The sequence below is a fragment of the Christiangramia oceanisediminis genome (assembly GCF_022570735.2).
GTDB lineage: Bacteria > Bacteroidota > Bacteroidia > Flavobacteriales > Flavobacteriaceae > Christiangramia > Christiangramia oceanisediminis.
This window is the reverse complement of record NZ_JANCNS010000003.1, coordinates 769,618-792,069: the sequence shown is the minus strand read 5'-3', so window position 1 is coordinate 792,069 and position 22,452 is coordinate 769,618. Positions and strand designations below refer to the sequence as shown.

Genomic DNA, 22,452 nt, shown 5'->3' with positions numbered 1-22,452 from the left:
TGAGATTGCTTTTGTTAACCTAAAATAATGCTTTGGTTAATTAAACCATAAGAGTTGTTAACATATTCGATAAGAAGCCTATTTCTTAAGATGAACGGGTATTTCGCAGACTGGAATCGGGAGCATTTTATGCTGGTTTGCGCTGTTCAATCTGGAGTAGATATCAAAAACTTCACGCTGCCTTCCTTCAAAATCACCTGAAGTTCTTCCACCGTCTTTTTCTAGCATTGCCCACTCCAATTCATCGTAAGAAGCACCCAGCTGGTCTTCATCGCTGCGGCTGTCGCCAAATAAACCATCGGTAGGTGGTGCCACCATGATTTCGTCGATGATGTTCAGGTATTTCCCTAGTTCGTAAACCTCGCTTTTAACCAGGTCTGCAATAGGGCTCAGGTCAACGCCTCCATCTCCATATTTTGTATAAAAACCAACCCCAAAATCTTCAACTTTATTGCCGGTACCGGCAACCAGGTATTTGTGAAGTCCGGCGAAATAATAAAGAGTGGTCATTCTAAGCCGGGCACGGGAATTTGCCAAAGCCAGGTCCAGTGGAGCCGTTTCGCGATGCTGTGGCATTGCATTCCTGAATTCGTCAAAAACCGGTGTAAGATTCACCTCCAGGCTGCTTACATTGGCGAAGTTATGTTGTAATTCATCGATGTGTTTTCTTGCACGCGTGATCTGGCCCTTATCCTGGTGAATTGGCATTTCCAGGCAAAGCGTGTTCATACCTGTTTTAGCGCAAAGAGTAGAGGTTACAGCTGAATCGATCCCGCCACTTACACCTACAACAAATCCGTTCATGTTCGCCCTGGTGGCGTATTCCTTTAGCCAGTTTATGATATGATCGGCAACCTTTTCTGTCTGCATAAATGTTGGGTGTTTTTAATTGTAAGTAATACCTTTGCCACACAAATCTAATACTAAAACTCAATTTTTGAAAGGCACTGGCGTTAAAGCCTTCAAAGTACGGATTTATGCTGAAGAGATTTTTGATATTATTACTAGCCTTCAATCTAATTTCATGTAACGAAGCTTCTGAAGTCGAAGAAAAGATCGAGCAAGTGAACGTGGATTTTGAATTGGTAAGATTTGACCGATTATTTGCAGAGGCTACAGAAGAAAATCTTTCAGAATTAAAGGCTGACTTTCCCTTTCTTTTCCCCGAGCAATATCCCGATAGCATGTGGGTTCAGAAACTGAATGATAGCCTTCAGCTGGAGATCGAGACCGAAGTGGAAAAGGCTTTTCCGGAGTTCTCTGCTGTTAACGATGAACTTCACAGCCTGTTTCAGCATACAAAATTTTATTTTCCTGCTTTCGAGGCGCCCGATGTGATCACGGTAACTTCAGAAGTAGACTATAAGAACAAGGTGATCTACACGGGCGATTATCTTTTTATAGCCCTGGATAATTATCTTGGTGAAGAGCATAAATTTTATATTGGGATACAGGAATACCTCAAAAAGAATTTCAGGAAAGAGCAGATCACCGTGGATGCAGCTACCGAATTAGCGGAGGAATATGTACCAGGGCCCAATTCCAGGACATTCCTGGCTCACTTGTTATACTACGGCAAGATCCTGTACCTGAAGGATAAGCTCATTCCGTTTAAAAGCGATGCCGAAAAAATTGGCTATACCCAGGAGGAGCTGGATTGGGCGGTTTCCAATGAAGGCCAGGTTTGGAGATATTTTGTAGAAAATGAATTGATCTTCGATACCGATTCCCAATTATACAGCCGGTTTTTATACCCGGCGCCATTTTCCAAATTTTACCTGCAGCTGGATGCCGAATCCCCTGCCAGGCTAGGGCAATATATTGGCTGGATGATCGTAAGGTCCTATATGGACAAGAATGATGTTTCCATTCAAAAAATGCTGAACACTTCAGCCGAAGAACTATTCAATAACGCAAAATATAAACCGAAGAAATAATGTCTCAATACAAGAAATCTGATATCAATATTGAAGTGGTTACCGATGAGAACCACGTACCGGAAACCATCACCTGGACTGCTGAAGATGGGAATGTGTATAAGGAGGAGGCCAAGGCATTGATGCTTTCTGTCTGGGATAGCAAACAGCAGGAAACCCTGCGTATAGACCTTTGGACGAAGGAAATGCCAGTTGATGAAATGAAAAAATTCTTTCACCAGACCCTGGTTTCCATGAGCGAGACTTATTACAGGGCCACCCAGGATGATAAGATGCGGGATACGATGAAAGATTTTTGTGATTATTTCGCAGAAAAGACCGAGATCAAAAAACAGTAATTGGAAAAACTCATTTTTGTCTATAATGCCGATTCGGGTAAGCTGAACAGTTTGCTGGACAGCCTGCATAAGGTGGTTAGTCCTTCGACTTACGACTGCAAATTATGTGCGCTGACTCATGGTTTGACCGAAGAAAAGAAAAGCTGGCGGGAATTCAGGCAGAATCTTGATCTGGAAACCGAGTTTCTTCATCGCGATGAATTTCGAAAACAGTATGCTTCCAAATTCGGACACAAATTTGAATTCCCGCTGATATTGTTTCGGGGGAATAAGGGATTGGAGGTTTTTGTTTCTAAAGAAGAGATAAGTCAGCTTAATTCCATTCAAGAATTAATGAGATTGATAGATTCTCGCTTGAATGCTATTTAAGTCTTTTGGTGAAAAGAAAATTTCTATGAAAAAAACAGGGCGATATAATCGATGACCTGCCATTCGTTGTTTAATTTCTTAAATAGAATATATTCACCTCCCACATTCTTGCTGGATGTTGATGTTACATAAAACAGAACAGCTTTATCCCGGCTGCTGTTCAGGATAAGATCACTTACCAGTATTTTTTCATCATATTGAGATTCAGTTGCATTAGTAGGTGTAAAGCTTACCTCAAAGTTTTCATGAGTGAAGCTTTCGACTGATTCGGGTAAATAACCGATTTCTAGGTTTTCATCATTATTCCTGACAAAGGAAAATTCCGGAGGTAACCTGTCGATGTAACTAAAATCAAATGCTATTGGAGTTTTCGAAACCTCGACCTTCCATTTCTCAATTGGCTTTTTAACTTCTTCTGAATCTTTTTTATACCTGGGAGGAATATTATTCCTGAGATCAATTACAGTTTTTTCCAAAATCTCCTTAAAGGAATCATTAAAGATTTCTTCGGTCCCAATTTTGTTTTCACAACTTTGAAATAGTATTAGCAAAATTGAAAGGAAGATTATTTGGACTGTTTTTAGAATACCCTTCTGGTTCATTATCTTTCAGAATACGATTTTCAAAACTGAAGTTAGATTAATTCTTTAGCATTTCAATATTTTTTTGAGTACCCGTATAAATGATTGGGTATTTATAAAATTGGGCTTTATCCTTAGGTTTGAAAATGACGAATATCTTCGTTTGCAGGCTCAAAAAATTATGCAGTTCACAATTGGTGAATTTAGATAGTTCTGAAATATCTAGATACTTTACGGAATCTAAAGATACCTCTTCACCAATACCTTTCAGGTCTGCATATTTATCAAAACCTAAGCGGTTATCTATAATAAATTTATAGCCATCACTTGTGAATAAGGAGTCTTTACTTTTTAGACTAATTATATAATGGAATAGTCCGTTTTCATCCGAATTAACAAAGCCATCGACGTCATATATGGTTAAGGCCTTTTCTGTATCGTTATTGGTTTGTGCAGCCATATTTCCCGATATTAGAATAAAAAGAACTGAAAATGTTATGAATGTTTTCATTCTAAAATACGGTTTTTAGTTTTGGTTAAACCAATAGAGTAGAAGTTTTAACTATTGAATAGCTGGCAGTTCATTTAACTTATCGATATAATCCAGGATCTCATCCTGTCCCATTCCCGATGTCGCCGAAGTGACGAAATATTCGGGCATTTCTTCCCAGGTTTCCAGCATTTCAGCCTTGTAATTAGCCAGGTTCTTTTCCAGTTCCTTCGGCTTTAACTTATCGGCTTTGGTGAAAATAATGCAGAAAGGAATAGCCTTTTCTCCCAGCCATTGCATGAATTCCATATCGATGGCCTGCGGTTTATGGCGTGAATCGATCAGTACGAACGCACAAACCATTTGTTCTCTTTTTTCGAAATAGGCGGTAATGAACTTCTGGAAAACCCTTTTAGTAGATTTTGAAACCTTCGCGTATCCATAACCTGGCAGGTCTACCAGGTGCCAGTTCTTATTGATCAAAAAATGATTGATCAATTGGGTCTTTCCCGGTTTGGCGGAGGTTTTTGCGAGGGATTTTCTCCCGGTAAGCATATTGATAAGAGACGACTTCCCAACATTACTACGACCAATAAAGGCGTATTCAGGCAAATGGCTCTTCGGGCAGAGTTCTACCTTGGAATTGCTGATCACAAAATCGGCTGACTTGATCTTCATGGGATCGTGAATTTATATTTTTCGTTGCTTCAGCCAGGTATGAAGGAGCTCGTTGAATTCTTCGGGATGCTCCATCATGGCTGCATGCCCGCATTTGTCGATCCAGTATAGGTTGGCATCGGGTAGGAGTCTATCAAAATCTTCTGCAACCTCGGGTGGAGTAACTGTGTCATTCTTACCCCAGATTATACAGGTTGGGGTTTTCATTTTTGGAAGGTCCTTGGCCATATTGTGCCTTATTGCACTTTTAGCGATTGCCAGTGTTTTAACCAGTTTGTTTCGATCGCTCACGGTCTCATAAACCTCGTCTACGATCTCCTTGGTTGCAACCTCCGGATCGTAAAATACTGCCTGGGCTTTCTTTTTGATGAAATCGTAATCACCACGCCTGGGGTAACTTTCACCCATCGCATTCTCATAAAGCCCGGAGCTACCGGTGATGACTAGTGCTTCCACAATTTCAGGAAACATTTTAGTCGCGAGAAGTGCGATATGACCACCAAGGGAATTCCCTAAAAGGATCACTTTTTCGAAGCCCTTGAAGTCAATAAATTCCTTCAGGTACTTGGCAAATGTGCCAACACTGGTCTTTAATAAAGACATAGAATATAAAGGAAGTTCTGGAATAAGTACCTTGTAGCCATTTTCCGGGAAATAATCTATAACCCCGTCAAAATTGCTTAAGCCGCCCATAAGTCCATGCAGAATAACGATTGGAGTTCCTTCCCCTTTTTCAAGATACGTGAATTTCCCCTCTTGCCTTAAGTGATCTTTCATTGATAGCCTTTGCGGTTAGCAATCGCAAATATAGCGATTTCGATACAAGTATAAACAATTTTGCTTAACTGGAGCGGTTAATTCCGGCTCCGGAGGTCTTGCGTTTTAGCTTCATTTTATGCTGAAAAGTTAAAAACTCTCCCACCTTTTTTCAATTTACTGAATCCTAAGTAAATAGGGCTATTGAGAAGGTTTTCAAACATATAGGGTGGCAAAATTTATCAACATTGTGGTAAAAAGTGGTAAAATGTGGTAATTTTTTCAATATATTTGGCTCTATAATACCTAACCGTGATAAATCTAATTGGGACATACGAATGCAAAGTCGATGCAAAGGGCCGTATGATGGTGCCTTCTGCCTTGAAGAAGCAATTGGCTCCCGCCATGCAGCATGGATTTGTCATCAAACGCTCGGTATTTCAAAACTGTCTTGAACTTTATCCCATGGATCAATGGAATGGTCTAATGGCGAAAATGAACAAGCTGAACAGGTTCAAGAAAAAAAATAATGATTTCATAAGAAAATTTACTGCCGGGGTTAAAACCGTTGAGGTGGATACCAATGGCAGGCTTTTGATACCTAGAGATCTCGTTGGTTTTGCCGGGATTGAGAAAGAGATCGTTCTTTCTTCGGCAATTAATATCGTTGAGATCTGGGATAAGGATAAATATGAACAAAGCCTTGAAGACTCTCCGGAAGATTTTGCAGAATTAGCCGAAGAGGTGATGGGCAATGATGATTTCGATTTCGATGGAGTATCATAACCCCGTTCTATTGCATGAATCTGTTGATGGCCTTGATATAAAGCCAGAAGGGGTTTATGTGGATGTCACTTTTGGTGGTGGCGGACACTCCAGGGAAATATTGAACAGGCTGGGAGAAGGTGGAAAATTGTTCGCTTTCGATCAGGATAAAGACGCTCTTGAAAATAAGATTAACGATCCGCGATTCACGCTTATCAATGAGAACTTCAGGTTTCTGAAGCGTTTCTTGAGATTCTATGGTGTGAAGCAGGTGGATGGGATCCTGGGAGACTTTGGTGTTTCCTCCCATCAGTTCAATGAAGCCGAAAGAGGTTTCTCCACGAGGTTCGATGCGAAGCTGGATATGAGGATGAACCAGGGGAGTGCTTTGAGTGCCTACGAGGTGATCAACGAGTATGATGAGGAGCAATTGAAGAAGTTGTTCTATGATTATGCCGATCTCAAGAATGCTCCCAAGCTTGCCAGGGTGATCGTTGGGGAAAGAAGAAATGGACCTATCGAGACCAGCGAGCAGCTGAACGAACTTTTAAAACCTTTGCTTTTTAAGGGGAAGGAAAACAAGATACTGGCCCAGATCTACCAGGCGATCAGGATCGAAGTGAACCAGGAGATCGAGGTCTTAAAGGAATTTCTTAAGCAAACTGAAGAGGTGGTAAAGCCCGGAGGCAGATTAAGTCTTATTTCGTATCACTCGCTTGAAGACAGGCTGGTGAAGCGATATATAAGGAGTGGCCTTTTTGAGGGAGAGCCAGAGAAGGACATGTTTGGGAATATTTCGGTTCCTTTTAAAAAAGTAGGTGGGTTAATAGTTCCTTCCAAAGAAGAGATCAAAAGTAATAACCGCGCCCGAAGTGCAAAGTTGAGAATAGCCAAAAAGCTATAGATATATGAAGAAGGGTTTTTATAACATATTGAAGGCGAATTTTCTGATAAGTGAAGATGCTTATAAAAACTGGCGTTTTATTGTTTTCTGTACCATCCTGGCCATCGTGATGATAGCCAGTTCGCATAGTGCAGAGAAAAAAGTACATGAAATAGCAAGGTTGAACGATGAGGTAAGAGAGTTGAGGAGTGAATTCGTTGAAAGACGTTCAGACCTGATGAAGATTAAAATGGAATCTACCATAACTGAAAAGATGGTAGAAAAGGGAATTGGGCCTTCAGATACCCCGCCCAATAAGATACGAGTGATAATTAAAGACTAACCTGCGATGGCAACAACTGAAAAAAGCATCCTGAATCGAATGTATTTGGTGGCTGCCTGTCTGTTTCTATTTGCAGCGGCGGTAGGTTTCAAGTTGGTCAATATTCAATTTGTTCAGGGCGATTATTATAAGGAGTTGGCTGAAGAGCGCACCCTTCGGAATTTCAAAATTCCCGCTAACCGGGGTAATCTTTATGATGCGAACGGAAACCTCCTGGCTACCTCGGTTCCTAAATATGATATACGATTTGATGCCGTAACGGTATCTGATAAGAACTTTGAAGAAAATATTGGTCCGCTTTCCGATAAGCTGGCCAAAATGCTGGGAAATTCTCCTTCTTACTATTCTCAGAAATTAAGAACTGCCAGAGCTAACCATCAGCGTTATGTGTTAATAGCAAAGAACCTTGGGTATTCAGATTATATGAAGATCAGGCAGTTTCCCATGTTCAACCTGGGGCCTTACAAAGGTGGGATGATCACCGAGCAGAGTACCGTTAGAGAGCATCCGCTTGGTAAAATGGGAGAAAGAACGGTTGGTTATGAAAGAAGGGACGAAAATGGCTATTTCACCAGGGTGGGCCTGGAAGGAGCCTTTAGCAATTATTTGCGGGGCACCGATGGAAGAAGACTGAAGCAGAAGATCGCCAAAGGTCAGTGGAAGCCTATCAGTGATAATAATGAACTGGAGCCTAAAGACGGATTTGATGTGGTTTCTACCATAGATGTGAACATCCAGGATATTGCGCATCACTCACTGCTTCGCCAGCTTGAATATTTTGAAGCAGATCATGGTACGGTAGTGGTCATGGAGACCAAAACCGGTGAGATCAAGGCCATGTCTAACCTTGGGCGTACCAAGGAAGGAACCTATTTTGAAAAAAGAAATTACGCGGTATACGAATCACACGAGCCGGGGTCAACCTTTAAGTTGATGGCCATGGTTGCCGGACTCGAGGATAAGGTGATCGACACGAGCCAGATCGTAGATACCGAAAAAGGAGTGGTGAGATATTATGGAAGGCCAGTAAGAGATTCACATCATGGCGGCTATGGCAAGATCTCAGCTGCCAAGGCTTTTGAAGTTTCTTCCAACACGGCATTCACAAAAATGATCACTGAAGGATATAAGAAGGATCCTTCAAAATTTGTAGACAGGCTTTATTCAATGCAACTTAACCGTAAGATTGGTCTTGAAATCAAAGGTGAGGGATCCCCCCGAATCCCTCATCCTCAAGACAAATCCTGGAATGGTTTAAGCCTGCCTTGGATGGCATTTGGCTATGGTGTTTCCCTAACGCCATTGCAAACTCTTACTTTTTACAATGCCATCGCAAATGATGGTGAAATGATCAAGCCTCGTTTTATCAAAGAGGTAAAAGACCGGGATAAGCCTGTTCTTGTTAAAGATAAAGAAGTGATTAATCCTTCAATTTGCTCCCCGGAGACTGCCAAAAAAGTAAGGGAGATGATGAAGAATACGGTGATCCGCGGAACGGCTTCGAATATTTATACCGATAATTTCTCCATGGCCGGTAAAACCGGTACCTGCCAGACCGAATACTGGATCGAACCAGGACGATATATCGCATCTTTTGCGGGTTATTTCCCAGCTGAAGATCCAAAATATTCCTGTATAGTGGTCATTCATAAACCTAACAGGAGAAAAGGCTATTATGGGAATATCGTTGCCGCCCCGGTCTTTAAGGATATCGCCAGGAAGATCTATACAGACACGCCTGTGATGGAAGAATTGGAGAGCCTGGAGGTTGAGGATAATGAGGTGAATACCGATTTTGAAAAGTACTACGCCAAGATCCAGAATGAGAAATTACTAATGCCAGATGTGACCGGGATGCCGGCCATGGATGCGATCTCTCTCCTTGAGAATTTAGGCCTGGAAGTGAGATTCAACGGGAAAGGCATAGTGAAAAGACAGTCGGTTTCTGCCGGGCAGCAGATCAAGAATAATCAAACAGTAAAACTGGAGTTGAGTTAATGAGCGTTTTAAAAGACATATTATACAAGGTGAATATGAAGGCGGTGACCGGAGATACCGGTGTAACCATCAATGACGTTCATTTTGATTCCAGGAAGGTTAAGTTGAATGATGTCTTTGTTGCCATACGCGGAACGATCTCAGATGGTCATGACTTTATCAAAAATGCCGAAAATCAGGGTGCACTGGCCATCGTTTGTGAAGAAATGCCAGCTGAGAAGATCAATGGCGTCACCTATATTGAAGTACAGGATACCAAAAAGGCACTGGCCTATATAGCAGCTAATTATTATGACAATCCTTCAGAAAAACTGAAGCTTGTAGGAGTTACCGGAACCAATGGGAAAACTACCATTGCTACTCTTTTATATGACCTTTTTACTAAGGCCGGATTCAAATGCGGTCTGCTTTCCACGGTAAAGGTAATGGTGGGAAGCGATGAACACACAGCTATCAGGACTACACCAGATTCGATTACCATTAATTCGTATCTGAAAAAAATGAATGAGGCTGGAGTGGAGTTCTGTTTTATGGAGGTAAGTTCCCATGGGATTGATCAGCACCGAACTACAGGGCTTAAATTCAGGGGAGGGATCTTCACCAATCTTTCGCATGATCACCTGGATTATCACAAGGATTTCGCGGAATATCGTGACGTGAAAAAGCGATTTTTCGATGAGCTTCCTTCTTCGGCTTTTGCGCTTACTAATGCCGATGATAAGAACGGCGCGGTGATGCTTCAGAATACAAAGGCGAAAAAATATACCTACGCCCTTAAATCCTATGCCGATTATAAGGCGCAGATCCTCGAAAATAACTTTACCGGGTTGTTGCTTAAGATCGACGACCAGGAATTGTGGACGCGGCTTATCGGTAATTTCAATGCGTATAACATCCTGGCGATCTATGCAGCTGCCGATCTTTTAGGATTGGAAACCCTTGAGATCCTTAGAATTATCAGTGAATTGAATTCGGTAAGCGGAAGATTCCAGTATCTGATTTCAGAAAAGGAAAAAATTACGGCCATCGTGGACTATGCACATACTCCTGATGCCTTGAAAAATGTTCTGGAAACCATCAACAGTATCCGAACCAAAAACGAAGATCTGATCACCGTTGTGGGATGTGGTGGAGATCGTGATAGAACCAAGCGGCCAAAAATGGGGCATATCGCCTCAGCTCTGAGCAGCAAGGTGATCTTTACCAGCGATAATCCTCGTACCGAAGATCCAGATAAGATCATCCAGGAGGTGGAAGCTGGTGTGGAACCGCAGAATTTTAAGAAAACAATGAGCGTCACAAACCGGAAACAGGCCATTAAAACGGCCTGCCAGATCGCCGGTAAGAATGATATAATCCTGATTGCCGGAAAAGGGCATGAAACCTACCAGGAGATCAACGGAGAACGATTCGATTTTGATGACCTCAAGATCGTGAATGAATTTTTAAAACAACTCGATAAATAATGCTGTATTATTTATTCAAATTTCTGGAAGAAGAATACCAGTTACCTGGTGCGCAGTTGTTCGAGTTCCTCTCGTTCAGGTCGGCTATGGCTATTATTTTGTCCCTTGCCATTTCTACCATTTACGGAAAAAGGATCATCAATTATTTACGAAGGAAACAAATTGGTGAAAGTGTTCGCGACCTTGGCTTAAAAGGACAGACTGAAAAGGCCGGTACCCCAACCATGGGAGGAGTGATCATCATCATTTCCACCCTGATCCCGGTTTTGTTGTTCGCAAAGCTTGAAAATATCTATGTCATCCTTTTGATCGTAACTACTCTTTGGATGGGCGCGATCGGGTTCCTGGATGACTATATCAAAACATTTAAAAAGGACAAGGAAGGCCTGAAAGGCATTTTCAAAGTGATAGGCCAGATAGGTCTTGGACTTATCGTAGGAGGTACGATGTATTTTCATCCGCAGATCACTACAAAGGAAGTTATCACTGAAACTAGTCCAACGGAAAATATTATTGCCAGGGCTGAAGTCGTGGATATGGGGCCAGAGGTTAAAGATACCAGCACTACCATTCCTTTTGTAAAGAACAACGAATTCGAATATTCCAGCCTGATAACCTGGATCAATCCCTCCCTGGTTAATTATGCCTGGATCATCTTTATCCCGATCGTGATCTTTATCGTGACCGCGGTTTCAAATGGAGCGAATCTAACCGATGGGATCGATGGCCTGGCTGCGGGTTCTTCAGCAATAATCGTATTGACATTGGGCATTTTTGCCTGGGTTTCTGGTAACATAATCTTTTCAGATTACCTGAATATCATGTATATCCCACGATCGGGTGAAATGACCATTTTCATCACCGCTTTTGCAGGAGCATTGGTTGGTTTCCTATGGTATAACACCTTCCCTGCCCAGGTTTTTATGGGGGATACAGGGAGTTTGACCATAGGAGGGATCATCGCGGTATTGGCAATCGCCACGAGAAAAGAATTACTGATCCCGCTTTTATGCGGAATATTTTTGATAGAGAACCTTTCAGTTGTATTGCAGGTAGGCTGGTTCAAGTATACCAAAAAGAAATACGGAGAAGGCCGAAGGATTTTTTTGATGTCTCCTTTGCATCATCATTACCAGAAGAAAGGAAAGCATGAAAGCAAGATCGTGGTTAGGTTCTGGATCATCGGGATCATGCTGGCTATTTTAACCATTGTCACCCTAAAAGTAAGATAATGGCCAAAAAGATAGCAATACTGGGTGGTGGTGAAAGTGGCGTGGGAACCGCGTTGCTTGCGAAAAAGGAAGGCTACGTGATCTTTCTTTCAGATAAAGGAAAGATCAAGCAAAAATATAAGGACGTTCTTGAAAATAATGAGATCGATTGGGAGGAAGAGCAGCACACAAAGTCGAAAATTTTCGATGCAGATGTGGTGATGAAAAGCCCGGGAATCCCTGATTCGGTTCCAATGATCATAGAACTACGAGAAAAGGGAATTCCGGTTATTTCGGAGATCGAATTTGCGAGCTGGTTTTCTGATACTCCGGTTATCGGGATCACTGGCAGCAATGGAAAAACCACTGTTACGAGCCTCGTTCAGCATGTATTGAAGCAGGGAGGTGTTAATTCAGGAATGGGGGGTAACATCGGTAATTCCTTTGCGAAAATGGTCACTGAAGAAGATCGTGACTGGTTCGTGCTGGAGATCAGCAGTTTTCAGCTGGATGGGATCGACAGGTTCAGGCCACATATCGCGATTTTGACCAATATCACACCAGACCATTTAGATCGATATGATTATAAACTTGAAAACTATATAGAATCAAAATTCCGAATTACAAGGAATCAAACCGAAGAAGACTATTTCATCTATGATGCAGATGATAAGAACATAACCAGCTGGCTGGAGAGGCATCCTGTAAAATCTCAAAAGCTTCCGTTTTCGATAGAAAAGAAGATCGAAAATGGTGCCTACTTAGAAAATGAAAACATTGTCATAACAATTAATAATACCAAATCTACTATGCCAACATCAGATCTTGCCCTTCAAGGCAAACACAATACTAAAAATGCCATGGCTGCCGGTATGGCGGCTCAGCTCCTTAGAATTAGAAAGCAAACCATTCGTGAAAGTATGGCCAATTTCCAGGGAGTGGAACATCGCCTTGAAAAAGTACTGAAGATCAATAATGTGCTTTATATCAATGATTCTAAAGCGACCAATGTTAATGCAACCTATTACGCCCTGGAAAGCATGGAATCTGAAACAGTTTGGATCCTTGGTGGGGTAGATAAAGGAAATGTTTATGACGACCTGCTCCCGCTTGTAAACGAAAAGGTAAAGGCGATCATTTGCCTGGGAGTGGACAATGAAAAAATTAAGGCCTCGTTCGGTAACATCGTGGAAACCCTAGTGGAAACCACCTCTATGAACGAAGCCGTACAAATGGCATACAGGCTGGCTGAAAAAGGTGACAATGTATTGCTTTCACCGGCATGTGCTAGTTTTGATCTTTTTGAGAATTATGAAGATCGTGGAAGACAGTTCAAGGAAGCGGTAAGGAATCTATAAAGTAAAACCAGACCTCACAGGTTTCAAAAACCTGTGAGGTCTAAAGAATAAAGAAAGATTAATGAGCAATCTTTTTGCAAATCTTAAAGGAGACAAGGTGATCTGGGCAGTAGCCGGGCTGTTGGCGATATTTTCATTTTTGCCGGTTTACAGCGCCAGTAGTAACCTTGCATATCTTCATGGAGATGGAAGCACATCAGGATACCTGGTGATGCATTTCTTTCACCTGCTTTTAGGATTTTGCGTATTGTTTGCCGTTCATAAGATCCCGTATCATTATTTCAGGGGAATTTCCATTCTCCTGCTACCCGTGGTGATCGTATTGTTGATCTTTACGATCGCCCAGGGAACTACCATAGAAGGTTCCTATGCGAGCCGGTGGATACAGATACCAGTACTGAATGTATCATTTCAGTCTTCAACACTCGCAGCCGTAGTGCTTATGGTTTACGTTGCCAGGTACTTATCTAAAATAACCGAAAGAACGGTCACTTTTAAGGAAACAATTCTTCCGCTTTGGTTGCCCGTATTTGCTGTTTTAGTACTAATTTTGCCGGCCAATTTTTCCACTACAGCCATCATTTTCGCTATGACTCTGGTGCTGATGTTCTTAGGTGGATACCCTATAAAATACCTTGCCGCAATTGTTGGAGTGGGTATCGTGATGCTGAGTATTTTCATCCTTACCGCAAAAGCTTTTCCTGGACTTCTCCCAAACCGGGTGGATACCTGGAGCAGTCGTATCGAAACTTTTTTCGATGATGAAGAGGGGCAGGAGCAGTACCAGGTTGAAAGGGCAAAAACCGCTATCGCACGTGGCGGCATTGCAGGGATGGGAATTGGAAAAAGCGTTCAAAGAAATTTTTTACCCCAGTCTTCTTCAGACTTTATCTATGCGATCATCGTGGAAGAAATGGGGCTGGTAGGAGGATTCGCTGTCATGCTGGCATATTTGCTGTTGTTATTCCGAATAGTGATCGTGGCCACCAAGGCTAATACGGTTTTTGGGAAACTGGTGGTAATGGGAGTTGGGCTGCCGGTGGTTTTCCAGGCGCTCATCAATATGGGAGTAGCGGTTGAATTATTTCCGGTTACCGGGCAAACCCTGCCGCTGGTAAGTAGCGGGGGAACCTCGATCTGGATGACCTGCATTGCCCTGGGAATTATTCTTAGTGTAAGCGCAAAGCGGGAAGAGATCAAAGAATCTGAAAATAAAGAAATAGATGGTGAGGAAGAGAATCCTCTGGACATCTTAAGCGAAGCGATATGAAAAAAGGTTTACGCGTCATATTATCTGGTGGTGGAACAGGTGGGCATATCTACCCTGCGATCGCCATTGCAGATGAGATCAAAAGAAGATACCCGGAATCGGAGATCCTTTTTGTGGGCGCGAAAGACCGTATGGAAATGGAAAAAGTGCCTCAGGCCGGTTACGAGATCGAAGGATTATGGATCAGCGGAATCGACCGCTCGTTCAGTCTTAAGAATTTTGTATTTCCGTTCAAGTTGATGAGCAGTCTTTCAAGATCAAGAAAGATCATAAAAAAGTTTAAACCAGACGTGGTTATTGGTACGGGCGGATTCGCCAGCGGGCCATTATTGCGAGTGGCGATCTCAAAGGGAATTCCAACCCTTATCCAGGAACAGAATTCCATCCCTGGGATCACCAATAGAATCCTGGCGAAATATGCCAATACCATTTGCGCGGCTTATGAAAAAGTGAAAGAGGTTTTTCCTGCTGAAAAGACAATTATTACCGGGAACCCGGTGAGGCAGGATCTGCTGAATGTGAACGAGCTTCGAAAGGAAGCACTGGAACATTTTAATTTGTCTGCAGATCGAAAAACCGTTTTGGTTCTGGGCGGAAGTCTTGGAGCGAGAAGGATCAACAAACTGGTAGAGACCTATCTGAAAAAGTTTGAGCAGGAGAATGTACAGTTGATCTGGCAGATCGGGAAATTATATTTTTCAGAATATAAAAAATACGAATCCCCGATAATAAGAACCAAGGAGTTCATCAACCGGATGGACCTGGCTTATGCCGCTGCAGATGTGATCATCTCCAGGGCAGGTGCCGGAAGCGTTTCAGAATTATGTATCGTGGGCAAACCGGTTGTATTCATTCCTTCTCCCAATGTGGCTGAAAATCACCAGGCTAAGAACGCCATGGCGGTTACTGAGCATGATGCGGGATTGACCATAACCGAAGATGAACTAACAGAAACCTTTGAGCCTTCTTTTTTCAGCTTGCTGAAAGATGAAAAACGTTTGCAAAAATTTGCATCCAATATTAAAAAAATGGCTTTGCCAAACGCAACTTCAGCCATTGTTGATGAAGTTGAAAAATTAATCGAAAAGAACAAATAATGAAAACCCTGGATAACATAGAAAACCTCTATTTCATCGGAATCGGTGGAATTGGCATGAGTGCCCTGGCGAGGTATTTCAATGCCCAGGATATGTTTGTTTCGGGTTATGATCGAACCACTTCTGAATTGACCAAAAAACTTGAGGATGAAGGCATCGAGCTGAATTTTACCGATTCTGTTGATGTTATTCCGAAGCGAGTTCTGGAAAATAAGGAAAACAGCCTGATCGTCTATACCCCGGCGATTCCAAAAGACCACAGGCAATTCAATTATTTGAAATCTGAAGGATTCCAGGTCGTTAAGCGTGCCGAGCTGCTTGGTATGGTAACCGCTCAAAAATATACACTGGCCGTTGCCGGTACTCATGGAAAGACCACGACAACTGCTATTTTGGGTCACCTTCTTAAAGAAACCGGTGCTAAAGTGACCGCATTTCTTGGAGGGATCAGCGAAGATATTCAATCTAACCTGATCCTGCAGGGCGACGAGGTTATTGTGGTGGAAGCGGACGAATTTGACCGTTCATTCCTCCATCTTTCCCCAAATCTGGCCGCCATCAATTCTATGGATGCCGATCACCTGGATATTTATGGCGATAAGGGAGAACTGGAGAAGACGTTCAGGGACTTTGCGGCGAGAATAGATAAAAAGGGAAAACTTTATATAAAAAACGGATTACCTCTCGATGGAGTCACAATTGGCATAAATGATGAGAGTGATTATTCAGCACAACATATCAGGATTGAGGATGGGCATTATGTTTTTGATCTAAAGACACCATCTGCGACCCTAACAGACTTAAGATTTAATCTACCCGGCAAACACAACTTGCTAAATGCTATAACAGCCCTGGCGATGGCTATCGATTTTGGATCCCCAACCAACGACCTGGCCAGGGCTTTATATTCCTTCAAGGGAGTTAAGCGTAGATTTACCTATAAAATCAAAACCGACGATCTGGTGTTGATCGATGACTACGCACATCATCCACAGGAGATCGACGCCGTTCACCAGGCGGTTCGGGAAATGTACCCCAACAAAAAGAATATTGCGGTTTTTCAACCCCACTTGTTTAGCCGTACCCGTGACTTCGCTGAAGAATTTGCCTCCAGCTTATCGAAATTCGATGAAATTCTCCTTCTGGATATATATCCGGCCAGAGAACTACCCCTCGAAGGCATTTCTTCAGCCTGGTTGCTGGATAAAATTTCCAATCCTGAAAAGGCATTGGTTAGTAAGCAAGATCTTATCGAAAGGATTCGATCTTCAGAAGCTCCAATCGTAGTAATGATGGGAGCCGGAGATATTGGCGAAGAAGTTGAAAAAGTAAAAATGGGCCTTTTAAATGAAGCGTAGTTTAGGTTACATAAAAGCTTTTGGGCTGCTGGCAATGGTTTGCCTGTTATACGGTTTTGCTGAAAAAAGGCATAAAGACCGCAAAATTAGCGAGATAAGTGTACGATTCACAGAAGGTGAGAACCTCTATGTGACTGAGGAAGTGGTTAATAAGTTGTTAATACAAAATAACGGCTCCGCCTCAGGTATAGATAAAGAAACTTTAGATTTGAATAGGGTCGAAGCCCTGTTAAATCAGCATGATATGATCGAAAGTGCAGAGGTTTTTCTTTCATTGGATGGAAAACTGAATGCAACCGTCGGTCAGAGAAAACCCATCGGCAGAGTGGTTGGCAATTCTTCGTACTATTTAGACAGAAATGGAGAGATCATGCCGCTTTCGCCGAATTATTCGGCCAGGGTGCCGCTTTTGTTCGGTTTTGATGGTAAGAACCTAAAAAAGGCCTATCCGGTTGTGAAATCTATCAGGGAAGATGAATTTTTAACCCGTCACATTACCGGGCTTAGCCGATTAAAGGGGGACGCCTATTTGCTGGAACTCCGTGAGCATGATTTTCAGGTCTATTTCGGAGATTCAAGCAATGTTGCTTTGAAATTCAACAATTTCAAGGCATTTTATAAAAAAGCACAGAAAGACAAAAAATTAGATACCTACAAAAAAGTGAACTTACAATTTGGAGACCAGGTTGTGTGCACGAAAAAATAGTTTATGGAGCATAACGATATTGCAGTAGGATTAGATATTGGAACAACAAAGATTGTGGCTATGATTGGTCGCAAGAATGAGTATGGCAAGGTAGAGATCATCGGGATTGGAAAATCCAAATCTCTGGGCGTACACAGGGGTGTGGTTAATAATATCACCCAGACCATCCAGTCTATCCAGCAGGCAATACAGGAAGCAGAAGCCGATAGCGGTCTTAAGATCAGTGAAGTCGTTGTTGGAATTGCAGGGCAGCATATCAGAAGTCTGCAGCATAGCGATTATATAACACGGCCAAACCCTGAAGAGGTTATAGATGCCGAGGACATTCATAGTCTTTGCAACCAGGTACATAAACTGGTGATGCTTCCAGGAGAAGAGATCATACATGTTCTTCCGCAGGAATTCAAGGTAGACGGCCAGGCCGAGATCAAGGAGCCTATCGGGATGTACGGAGGCAGGCTGGAAGCCAATTTTCACGTGGTGGTGGGACAGGTTTCCTCTATTCGGAATATTGGGAGGTGTGTGAAAAGCGCCGGCCTTGAACTTTCGGCCGTAACACTGGAGCCACTGGCTTCAGCAAATGCAGTTTTGAGCCAGGAAGAAAAAGAAGCGGGAGTAGCCCTGATCGATATAGGTGGAGGTACTACCGATCTGGCTATCTTTAAAGATGGAATCATTCGCCATACCGCAGTGATCCCTTTCGGCGGAAATGTGATCACCGAAGATATCAAGGAAGGTTGTTCGATCATCGAAAAACAGGCAGAATTGCTGAAGATCAAATTTGGTTCAGCATGGCCTGGTGAAAATAAGGATAACGAGATCGTTTCCATTCCCGGTTTACGCGGAAGGGAGCCTAAGGAAATAACCCTAAAGAACCTTTCCAAGATCATCCACGCGCGGGTAGTAGAGATCATCGAGCAGGTTTACCTGGAGATCAAGAACTACGGGCATGATGAGCAGAAGAAAAAACTGATTGCCGGTCTCGTTTTGACCGGTGGTGGTGCCCAGCTGAAACATTTAAAGCAACTGGCCGAATATATTACCGGAATGGATACCCGTATAGGATTTCCGAACGAACATCTGGCCGGCACCAATGATTCAGAAACTACCAGCCCGGTTTTTGCTACGGCAGTAGGACTGGTGATGAACAGCCTGGAAAAAGGGAAAAGCAGGTATCAGGAAGAAGCTGTTCTTTCAGAATCGCCTTCAGAAGAAGTAGAGGGAGAAGAAACTGAAGAGAAGATGAGCAGTCATGAGGAGGAAGAAGAAACCACCTCGAAACGGGTGGCCCGAAAAAGTATTTTTGACAAGTGGGCCGAGAAATTCAAAGATTTTTTAGATAACGCAGAGTAAATACAATACAACCAGTAAAACAGAGTATATGAGCAGTACAGAATTTGGAGACATCTCTTTCGATTTACCGAAGAATCAATCGAACGTCATCAAAGTGATTGGAGTTGGCGGAGGAGGAAGCAATGCCATTAACCACATGTTCCAGTTAGGGATTAAAGGAGTCGATTTCGTGGTATGTAACACCGATTCCCAGGCACTTGAGAACAGTCCGGTTCCCAATAAGATCCAGTTAGGGGTTACCCTTACCGAAGGTCTTGGAGCAGGAGCCAATCCAGAGATCGGGGAGAAGGCCGCAGTGGAGAGTTTTGAGGAGATCAAGCAAATGCTTGATTCCAATACTAAGATGGTGTTCATCACTGCCGGAATGGGTGGTGGTACCGGAACCGGGGCAGCGCCCATCATTGCCAAACAGGCGAAGGAACTGGATATTCTTACTGTTGGGATCGTCACCATTCCATTCATGTTCGAAGGTCGCAACCGTAACGAGCAGGCCCAGCTAGGAGTGGAAAGACTTCGAAAGCACGTAGACTCACTAATCGTTATCAATAACAATAAGCTAAGGGAAGTTTACGGTAACCTTGGTTTTAAGGCCGGATTCTCAAAAGCCGACGAAGTTCTTGCTACCGCTTCAAGAGGTATAGCTGAAGTAATTACTCATCACTATACCCAGAACATTGACTTGCGAGACGCCAAGACCGTTCTCAGCAATTCTGGAACAGCTATCATGGGGTCTGCCCAGGCATCTGGAGCCAACAGGGCAACAGATGCGATCATGAAAGCCCTGGACTCTCCGTTACTGAACGATAATAAGATCACTGGTGCCAAGAACGTATTACTGCTCATCGTTTCTGGTAATGAAGAGATCACCATTGATGAAATTGGAGAAATCAACGATCATATCCAGGCAGAAGCCGGTCACAGTGCCAACATCATTATGGGTGTGGGTGAAGACGAGGCTTTGGAAGATGCTATTGCTGTTACCATCATCGCTACTGGTTTCGATGTGGAGCAGCAAAATGAGATTACGAATACTGAAACCAAAAAGATCATTCATACGTTGGAGGATGAGCAGAAAGCAGAGCATGACCTGTCTCCAAAGTCAGCTCCAATTTCAAAGACTACTAACGGGCCTATTCCTGGCCAGACCAGGAACGAATTGCAGTTCGATGAGCCCGAAAAAGAAGAAAAGATCGTTCATACCCTGGATGAAACCGAAGAAGAAATTCAGGAGGTAAGACAGGAAGCTGCAAAGGAAGACGATCCTTTGCGAACTCCGGAATATGCGCGGGATCTCGAGGTTAGTTTTGAAGAGGTGAATCCTGATGATTTCATCATCAACGACACCAGTGAACAGGCCAGGAACATGGAGGTGAACGAACCTGAAGAAGTGCGTGTGGAGAAAGAAGAGCAGTTCATGTTCACTTTTGATATGCCAGCCAATCCTAATCAGGAAGAAAAGCCTAAGAAGGAAGAGGACGTAAAAAGATTCCAGTTAGAAGACGAGGAAAAGAAGGCGAAGGATATCAAGGTTAACGAGCCTGTTGAGATCGTACCGGTGACTGAAAGTTCTACCCAGGGCATCAAGCGTTACAGCCTTGATGATTATATGGAAATGGAGCAAAAATTAGAGCGATCTAAGGCTCCTAAGAAAGAAGAGCCTAAGGACGAATCTGTTGAATTCAAGAAGAAAACCGTAGAGCCAAAACCTGAAGCGAATCCTTCTGAAAACGATAATCCTTTCGATAATCCTATTTCTTCAGAAGTAGTTCGTAAAAGAACTGCAGAAAGAAAGGCAAAAATGAAGGAATTCAATTATAAGTTCAGAAGTAGTTCAGCACAGATCGATGAGATCGAAAAGCAGCCTGCTTATAAGCGTGCCGGGATCGAGTTGGATAACTCAAGACCTGGGGAAGGAAAGCTTTCCCGAACCAGCATCGAGCAGGACGAAAACAATGAACTGCACTTTAGAACCAACAATTCTTTTCTACATGATAATGTAGATTAATTTCAACCTAGCCAGAAAAAAAGGGACGCAATTTAGCGTCCCTTTTTTATTCTGATACCTTTTAAGAACTCTGGCGCTGTGCCTGGACCTCATCGGTGTCTTTTCGGTATTTGAGCATACTTATTCCTGCTACAAAGAAAATGAACCCGAGAATAGTAAGCGCCCATGGGCTAAGCATTAGGGCAACACTGCCAAAAATTCCAAGTACTCCCATTACGAGTGCGATGGCGCCTCCAATGGTCATAACAAGTGCTAGGATTTTAATCATAACATATCGTATTGGTTATGTTCTAAAAGTAGATAAAGAATTAAAAGGATATACTTAATTAACACACTTTACGATTTTACGCGCCAGCGCTCGATTTCCCGAATTGCTTCCTTTTCATCTCCCCAGCCCAGTAAAACTGTATCGTCCTGAAGATCGTAGTTTAAAAACCAGGTTTCTATTATTTTGCGGGCAGGGTCGTATTTTTTAACGAATTCTTCATAGTTGGCTACCCTGATGGTTTGTTTAGAAGCATCTGTGGGGATCGCGATTACCTTGAAGTCCTGTTCGTCGTTATCGGTTAATTTTAGAATAGCGATGGGAAGAACTTCGACAATATCACCTGGATTCAGGGAAGAACTTAGTACCAGAATGTCTAAAGGGTCGCCATCACCTCCAGATTGAGGATCGGAGTAAGTGGAAGGGATAAATCCGTAATTCGCAGGATAGGCGAGGAAGTCGATGGTTCGTTCCTCGCCATTGCGAAATGAGGGTTTGAATTCTTTTAAATTCTTATCGTATTCGATCTTGGAATTTGTGCCGGCCGGTATCTCGATCACTGCGCGGTAATGACCGTTTTCTGATATAAGATCTGTATTCAGGTAATCATAAGGACTCTTACAGCCAACAAGAACAAGCATGACAAGAATTCCCAGTATTCTCATTTTAATTCCAGTAGATCATAAAATATTTGATCTTGGCGTCATCTGGAATTTGTGAAGCCATGATCTTACTGTCAGTGTCATAACGTAAACTGGTAGGAAGCTGGTTCTTGTCGATAGTGACATAGGCATTGATCTCGTCAAGGAAAACCACGGCCGAATTGATGGTATTTTCAATCCTTGAAATCGTATAATTTTCAACGATATCCTTAAAGGTGCTCTGTATGGTAAGCCCGCTTTTGGTTTCAAACCTGGGGTCGAGAATCCTTACATAACCTATGGTACTGGTAGAATCAAATTCCTGCAGGGGTTCCAGGCTTAAAAGGGCATTCCCATCCCGGTCAAAGATCTTGATCTCATCGGTAGACCTAAGTTGCTCAGGGCCACTGGTTTGCCTCACTATACTGTCTTCTTTAAAAATAGAATCCAGCTGGTTTATCTTTACGTTTTTATTCAGCGGACCAACCTGTGTGGATGAAATTAGAAAAGGGTTTTCTTCGTCACTGGTGCAGGCAGTTAAACTTGCCAGTAGGCCAAGGGTGAATAAGGTTCTTTTGTACATG

General features: G+C 42.8%; 24 protein-coding genes. 16 read left to right on the top strand and 8 right to left on the bottom strand.

Annotated elements, in window-relative coordinates; all coding sequences use genetic code 11:
• Positions 1 to 78: 78 nt before the first annotated feature.
• Positions 79 to 870, bottom strand: a complete 792-nt coding sequence (gene nadE / locus MKO06_RS16400; RefSeq protein ID WP_241552339.1) for an NAD(+) synthase — start codon at positions 868 to 870, stop codon at positions 79 to 81.
• 107 nt (positions 871 to 977) lie between these two features.
• Between nadE and gldB the strand changes: the two genes are divergently transcribed.
• The 3 genes from gldB to MKO06_RS16385 are packed head-to-tail and all read left to right on the top strand — an operon-like array spanning position 978 to position 2,644.
• On the top strand, positions 978 to 1,937 hold the full coding sequence (gene gldB / locus MKO06_RS16395) for a gliding motility lipoprotein GldB (RefSeq protein ID WP_241552338.1): 960 nt from the start codon (positions 978 to 980) through the stop codon (positions 1,935 to 1,937).
• A complete protein-coding gene (gene gldC, locus MKO06_RS16390; RefSeq protein WP_241552337.1) occupies positions 1,937 to 2,275 on the top strand; it encodes a gliding motility protein GldC in 339 nt (112 codons plus the stop codon). The genes gldB and gldC overlap by 1 nt, the downstream gene beginning before the upstream one ends.
• Positions 2,276 to 2,644, top strand: coding sequence for a GTPase (locus tag MKO06_RS16385; protein WP_241552336.1), 369 nt, complete (start codon positions 2,276 to 2,278; stop codon positions 2,642 to 2,644).
• 23 nt (positions 2,645 to 2,667) lie between these two features.
• Here MKO06_RS16385 and MKO06_RS16380 read toward each other — a convergent pair whose 3' ends face one another.
• The 4 genes from MKO06_RS16380 to MKO06_RS16365 all read right to left on the bottom strand — a co-directional run bounded on the left by MKO06_RS16380 (position 2,668) and on the right by MKO06_RS16365 (position 5,170).
• Positions 2,668 to 3,195 (bottom strand): hypothetical protein, encoded by a 528-nt coding sequence (locus MKO06_RS16380; RefSeq protein ID WP_241552335.1) that lies wholly within the window; start codon positions 3,193 to 3,195, stop codon positions 2,668 to 2,670.
• 88 nt (positions 3,196 to 3,283) lie between these two features.
• The gene (locus tag MKO06_RS16375) at positions 3,284 to 3,736 is read right to left on the bottom strand and encodes a hypothetical protein (protein ID WP_241552334.1); all 453 of its coding nucleotides are present in this window, start codon (positions 3,734 to 3,736) and stop codon (positions 3,284 to 3,286) included.
• Positions 3,737 to 3,787: 51 nt separating this feature from the next.
• Positions 3,788 to 4,393 (bottom strand): ribosome biogenesis GTP-binding protein YihA/YsxC, encoded by a 606-nt coding sequence (gene yihA, locus MKO06_RS16370; RefSeq protein ID WP_241552333.1) that lies wholly within the window; start codon positions 4,391 to 4,393, stop codon positions 3,788 to 3,790.
• A 12-nt stretch (positions 4,394 to 4,405) separates the two neighbouring features.
• Complete coding sequence (locus MKO06_RS16365; RefSeq protein WP_241552332.1) at positions 4,406 to 5,170, bottom strand: alpha/beta fold hydrolase; 765 nt, start codon at positions 5,168 to 5,170, stop codon at positions 4,406 to 4,408.
• A 291-nt stretch (positions 5,171 to 5,461) separates the two neighbouring features.
• On the opposite strand from MKO06_RS16365, the gene mraZ reads away from it, so the two are divergent.
• The 13 genes from mraZ to ftsZ all read left to right on the top strand — a co-directional run bounded on the left by mraZ (position 5,462) and on the right by ftsZ (position 20,962).
• Entirely contained in the window at positions 5,462 to 5,935 is a 474-nt protein-coding gene (gene mraZ, locus MKO06_RS16360) for a division/cell wall cluster transcriptional repressor MraZ (RefSeq protein WP_241552331.1), read from the top strand.
• Positions 5,922 to 6,818 carry a 16S rRNA (cytosine(1402)-N(4))-methyltransferase RsmH gene (rsmH, locus tag MKO06_RS16355; protein ID WP_241552866.1) on the top strand — a complete coding sequence of 299 codons (897 nt, stop codon included), beginning with the start codon at positions 5,922 to 5,924 and terminating at the stop codon, positions 6,816 to 6,818. Before mraZ ends, rsmH begins: the two co-directional genes overlap by 14 nt.
• A gap of 4 nt (positions 6,819 to 6,822) precedes the next feature.
• Positions 6,823 to 7,140 carry an FtsL-like putative cell division protein gene (locus tag MKO06_RS16350; RefSeq protein WP_241552330.1) on the top strand — a complete coding sequence of 106 codons (318 nt, stop codon included), beginning with the start codon at positions 6,823 to 6,825 and terminating at the stop codon, positions 7,138 to 7,140.
• A gap of 6 nt (positions 7,141 to 7,146) precedes the next feature.
• A complete protein-coding gene (locus tag MKO06_RS16345; protein ID WP_241552329.1) occupies positions 7,147 to 9,138 on the top strand; it encodes a penicillin-binding protein in 1,992 nt (663 codons plus the stop codon).
• Positions 9,138 to 10,604 carry a UDP-N-acetylmuramoyl-L-alanyl-D-glutamate--2,6-diaminopimelate ligase gene (locus MKO06_RS16340; protein ID WP_241552328.1) on the top strand — a complete coding sequence of 489 codons (1,467 nt, stop codon included), beginning with the start codon at positions 9,138 to 9,140 and terminating at the stop codon, positions 10,602 to 10,604. Before MKO06_RS16345 ends, MKO06_RS16340 begins: the two co-directional genes overlap by 1 nt.
• On the top strand, positions 10,604 to 11,836 hold the full coding sequence (gene mraY / locus MKO06_RS16335; RefSeq protein WP_241552327.1) for a phospho-N-acetylmuramoyl-pentapeptide-transferase: 1,233 nt from the start codon (positions 10,604 to 10,606) through the stop codon (positions 11,834 to 11,836). Before MKO06_RS16340 ends, mraY begins: the two co-directional genes overlap by 1 nt.
• Positions 11,836 to 13,173, top strand: a complete 1,338-nt coding sequence (gene murD, locus MKO06_RS16330) for a UDP-N-acetylmuramoyl-L-alanine--D-glutamate ligase (protein ID WP_241552326.1) — start codon at positions 11,836 to 11,838, stop codon at positions 13,171 to 13,173. Before mraY ends, murD begins: the two co-directional genes overlap by 1 nt.
• A gap of 61 nt (positions 13,174 to 13,234) precedes the next feature.
• A complete protein-coding gene (locus MKO06_RS16325) occupies positions 13,235 to 14,443 on the top strand; it encodes an FtsW/RodA/SpoVE family cell cycle protein (RefSeq protein ID WP_241552325.1) in 1,209 nt (402 codons plus the stop codon).
• Positions 14,440 to 15,540 (top strand): undecaprenyldiphospho-muramoylpentapeptide beta-N-acetylglucosaminyltransferase, encoded by a 1,101-nt coding sequence (gene murG / locus MKO06_RS16320; protein ID WP_241552324.1) that lies wholly within the window; start codon positions 14,440 to 14,442, stop codon positions 15,538 to 15,540. Before MKO06_RS16325 ends, murG begins: the two co-directional genes overlap by 4 nt.
• On the top strand, positions 15,540 to 16,898 hold the full coding sequence (murC, locus tag MKO06_RS16315; RefSeq protein WP_241552323.1) for a UDP-N-acetylmuramate--L-alanine ligase: 1,359 nt from the start codon (positions 15,540 to 15,542) through the stop codon (positions 16,896 to 16,898). Before murG ends, murC begins: the two co-directional genes overlap by 1 nt.
• Positions 16,888 to 17,604, top strand: coding sequence for a cell division protein FtsQ/DivIB (locus tag MKO06_RS16310; protein ID WP_241552322.1), 717 nt, complete (start codon positions 16,888 to 16,890; stop codon positions 17,602 to 17,604). Before murC ends, MKO06_RS16310 begins: the two co-directional genes overlap by 11 nt.
• Before the next feature lie 3 nt (positions 17,605 to 17,607).
• Positions 17,608 to 18,957: a cell division protein FtsA gene (ftsA, locus tag MKO06_RS16305; protein ID WP_241552321.1), complete on the top strand. Its 1,350-nt coding sequence runs from the start codon at positions 17,608 to 17,610 to the stop codon at positions 18,955 to 18,957.
• A 28-nt stretch (positions 18,958 to 18,985) separates the two neighbouring features.
• Positions 18,986 to 20,962, top strand: coding sequence for a cell division protein FtsZ (ftsZ, locus tag MKO06_RS16300; protein ID WP_241552320.1), 1,977 nt, complete (start codon positions 18,986 to 18,988; stop codon positions 20,960 to 20,962).
• A gap of 61 nt (positions 20,963 to 21,023) precedes the next feature.
• On the opposite strand, the gene MKO06_RS16295 is transcribed toward ftsZ, so the two are convergent.
• The 3 genes from MKO06_RS16295 to MKO06_RS16285 form a co-directional block, all read right to left on the bottom strand.
• Entirely contained in the window at positions 21,024 to 21,230 is a 207-nt protein-coding gene (locus MKO06_RS16295) for a hypothetical protein (protein WP_241552319.1), read from the bottom strand.
• A 68-nt stretch (positions 21,231 to 21,298) separates the two neighbouring features.
• On the bottom strand, positions 21,299 to 21,892 hold the full coding sequence (locus tag MKO06_RS16290) for an inorganic diphosphatase (protein ID WP_241552318.1): 594 nt from the start codon (positions 21,890 to 21,892) through the stop codon (positions 21,299 to 21,301).
• A gap of 1 nt (position 21,893) precedes the next feature.
• The gene (locus MKO06_RS16285) at positions 21,894 to 22,451 is read right to left on the bottom strand and encodes a hypothetical protein (RefSeq protein WP_241552317.1); all 558 of its coding nucleotides are present in this window, start codon (positions 22,449 to 22,451) and stop codon (positions 21,894 to 21,896) included.
• Position 22,452 lies beyond the last annotated feature (1 nt).

Excerpts from the sequence above, each read along its gene's own strand:
- gldC (WP_241552337.1), top strand. The coding sequence starts at position 1,937 with ATGTCTCAATACAAGAAATCTGATATCAATATTGAAGTGGTTACCGAT.
- ftsA (WP_241552321.1), top strand. The coding sequence starts at position 17,608 with ATGGAGCATAACGATATTGCAGTAGGATTAGATATTGGAACAACAAAG.
- MKO06_RS16345 (WP_241552329.1), top strand. The coding sequence starts at position 7,147 with ATGGCAACAACTGAAAAAAGCATCCTGAATCGAATGTATTTGGTGGCT.
- yihA (WP_241552333.1), bottom strand. The coding sequence starts at position 4,393 with ATGAAGATCAAGTCAGCCGATTTTGTGATCAGCAATTCCAAGGTAGAA.
- MKO06_RS16310 (WP_241552322.1), top strand. The coding sequence starts at position 16,888 with ATGAAGCGTAGTTTAGGTTACATAAAAGCTTTTGGGCTGCTGGCAATG.
- murC (WP_241552323.1), top strand. The coding sequence starts at position 15,540 with ATGAAAACCCTGGATAACATAGAAAACCTCTATTTCATCGGAATCGGT.
- nadE (WP_241552339.1), bottom strand. The coding sequence starts at position 870 with ATGCAGACAGAAAAGGTTGCCGATCATATCATAAACTGGCTAAAGGAA.
- MKO06_RS16290 (WP_241552318.1), bottom strand. The coding sequence starts at position 21,892 with ATGAGAATACTGGGAATTCTTGTCATGCTTGTTCTTGTTGGCTGTAAG.
- MKO06_RS16350 (WP_241552330.1), top strand. The coding sequence starts at position 6,823 with ATGAAGAAGGGTTTTTATAACATATTGAAGGCGAATTTTCTGATAAGT.
- MKO06_RS16340 (WP_241552328.1), top strand. The coding sequence starts at position 9,138 with ATGAGCGTTTTAAAAGACATATTATACAAGGTGAATATGAAGGCGGTG.
- murD (WP_241552326.1), top strand. The coding sequence starts at position 11,836 with ATGGCCAAAAAGATAGCAATACTGGGTGGTGGTGAAAGTGGCGTGGGA.
- MKO06_RS16375 (WP_241552334.1), bottom strand. The coding sequence starts at position 3,736 with ATGAAAACATTCATAACATTTTCAGTTCTTTTTATTCTAATATCGGGA.
- MKO06_RS16325 (WP_241552325.1), top strand. The coding sequence starts at position 13,235 with ATGAGCAATCTTTTTGCAAATCTTAAAGGAGACAAGGTGATCTGGGCA.
- MKO06_RS16365 (WP_241552332.1), bottom strand. The coding sequence starts at position 5,170 with ATGAAAGATCACTTAAGGCAAGAGGGGAAATTCACGTATCTTGAAAAA.
- gldB (WP_241552338.1), top strand. The coding sequence starts at position 978 with ATGCTGAAGAGATTTTTGATATTATTACTAGCCTTCAATCTAATTTCA.
- MKO06_RS16285 (WP_241552317.1), bottom strand. The coding sequence starts at position 22,451 with ATGTACAAAAGAACCTTATTCACCCTTGGCCTACTGGCAAGTTTAACT.
- rsmH (WP_241552866.1), top strand. The coding sequence starts at position 5,922 with ATGGAGTATCATAACCCCGTTCTATTGCATGAATCTGTTGATGGCCTT.
- ftsZ (WP_241552320.1), top strand. The coding sequence starts at position 18,986 with ATGAGCAGTACAGAATTTGGAGACATCTCTTTCGATTTACCGAAGAAT.
- MKO06_RS16295 (WP_241552319.1), bottom strand. The coding sequence starts at position 21,230 with ATGATTAAAATCCTAGCACTTGTTATGACCATTGGAGGCGCCATCGCA.
- mraY (WP_241552327.1), top strand. The coding sequence starts at position 10,604 with ATGCTGTATTATTTATTCAAATTTCTGGAAGAAGAATACCAGTTACCT.
- murG (WP_241552324.1), top strand. The coding sequence starts at position 14,440 with ATGAAAAAAGGTTTACGCGTCATATTATCTGGTGGTGGAACAGGTGGG.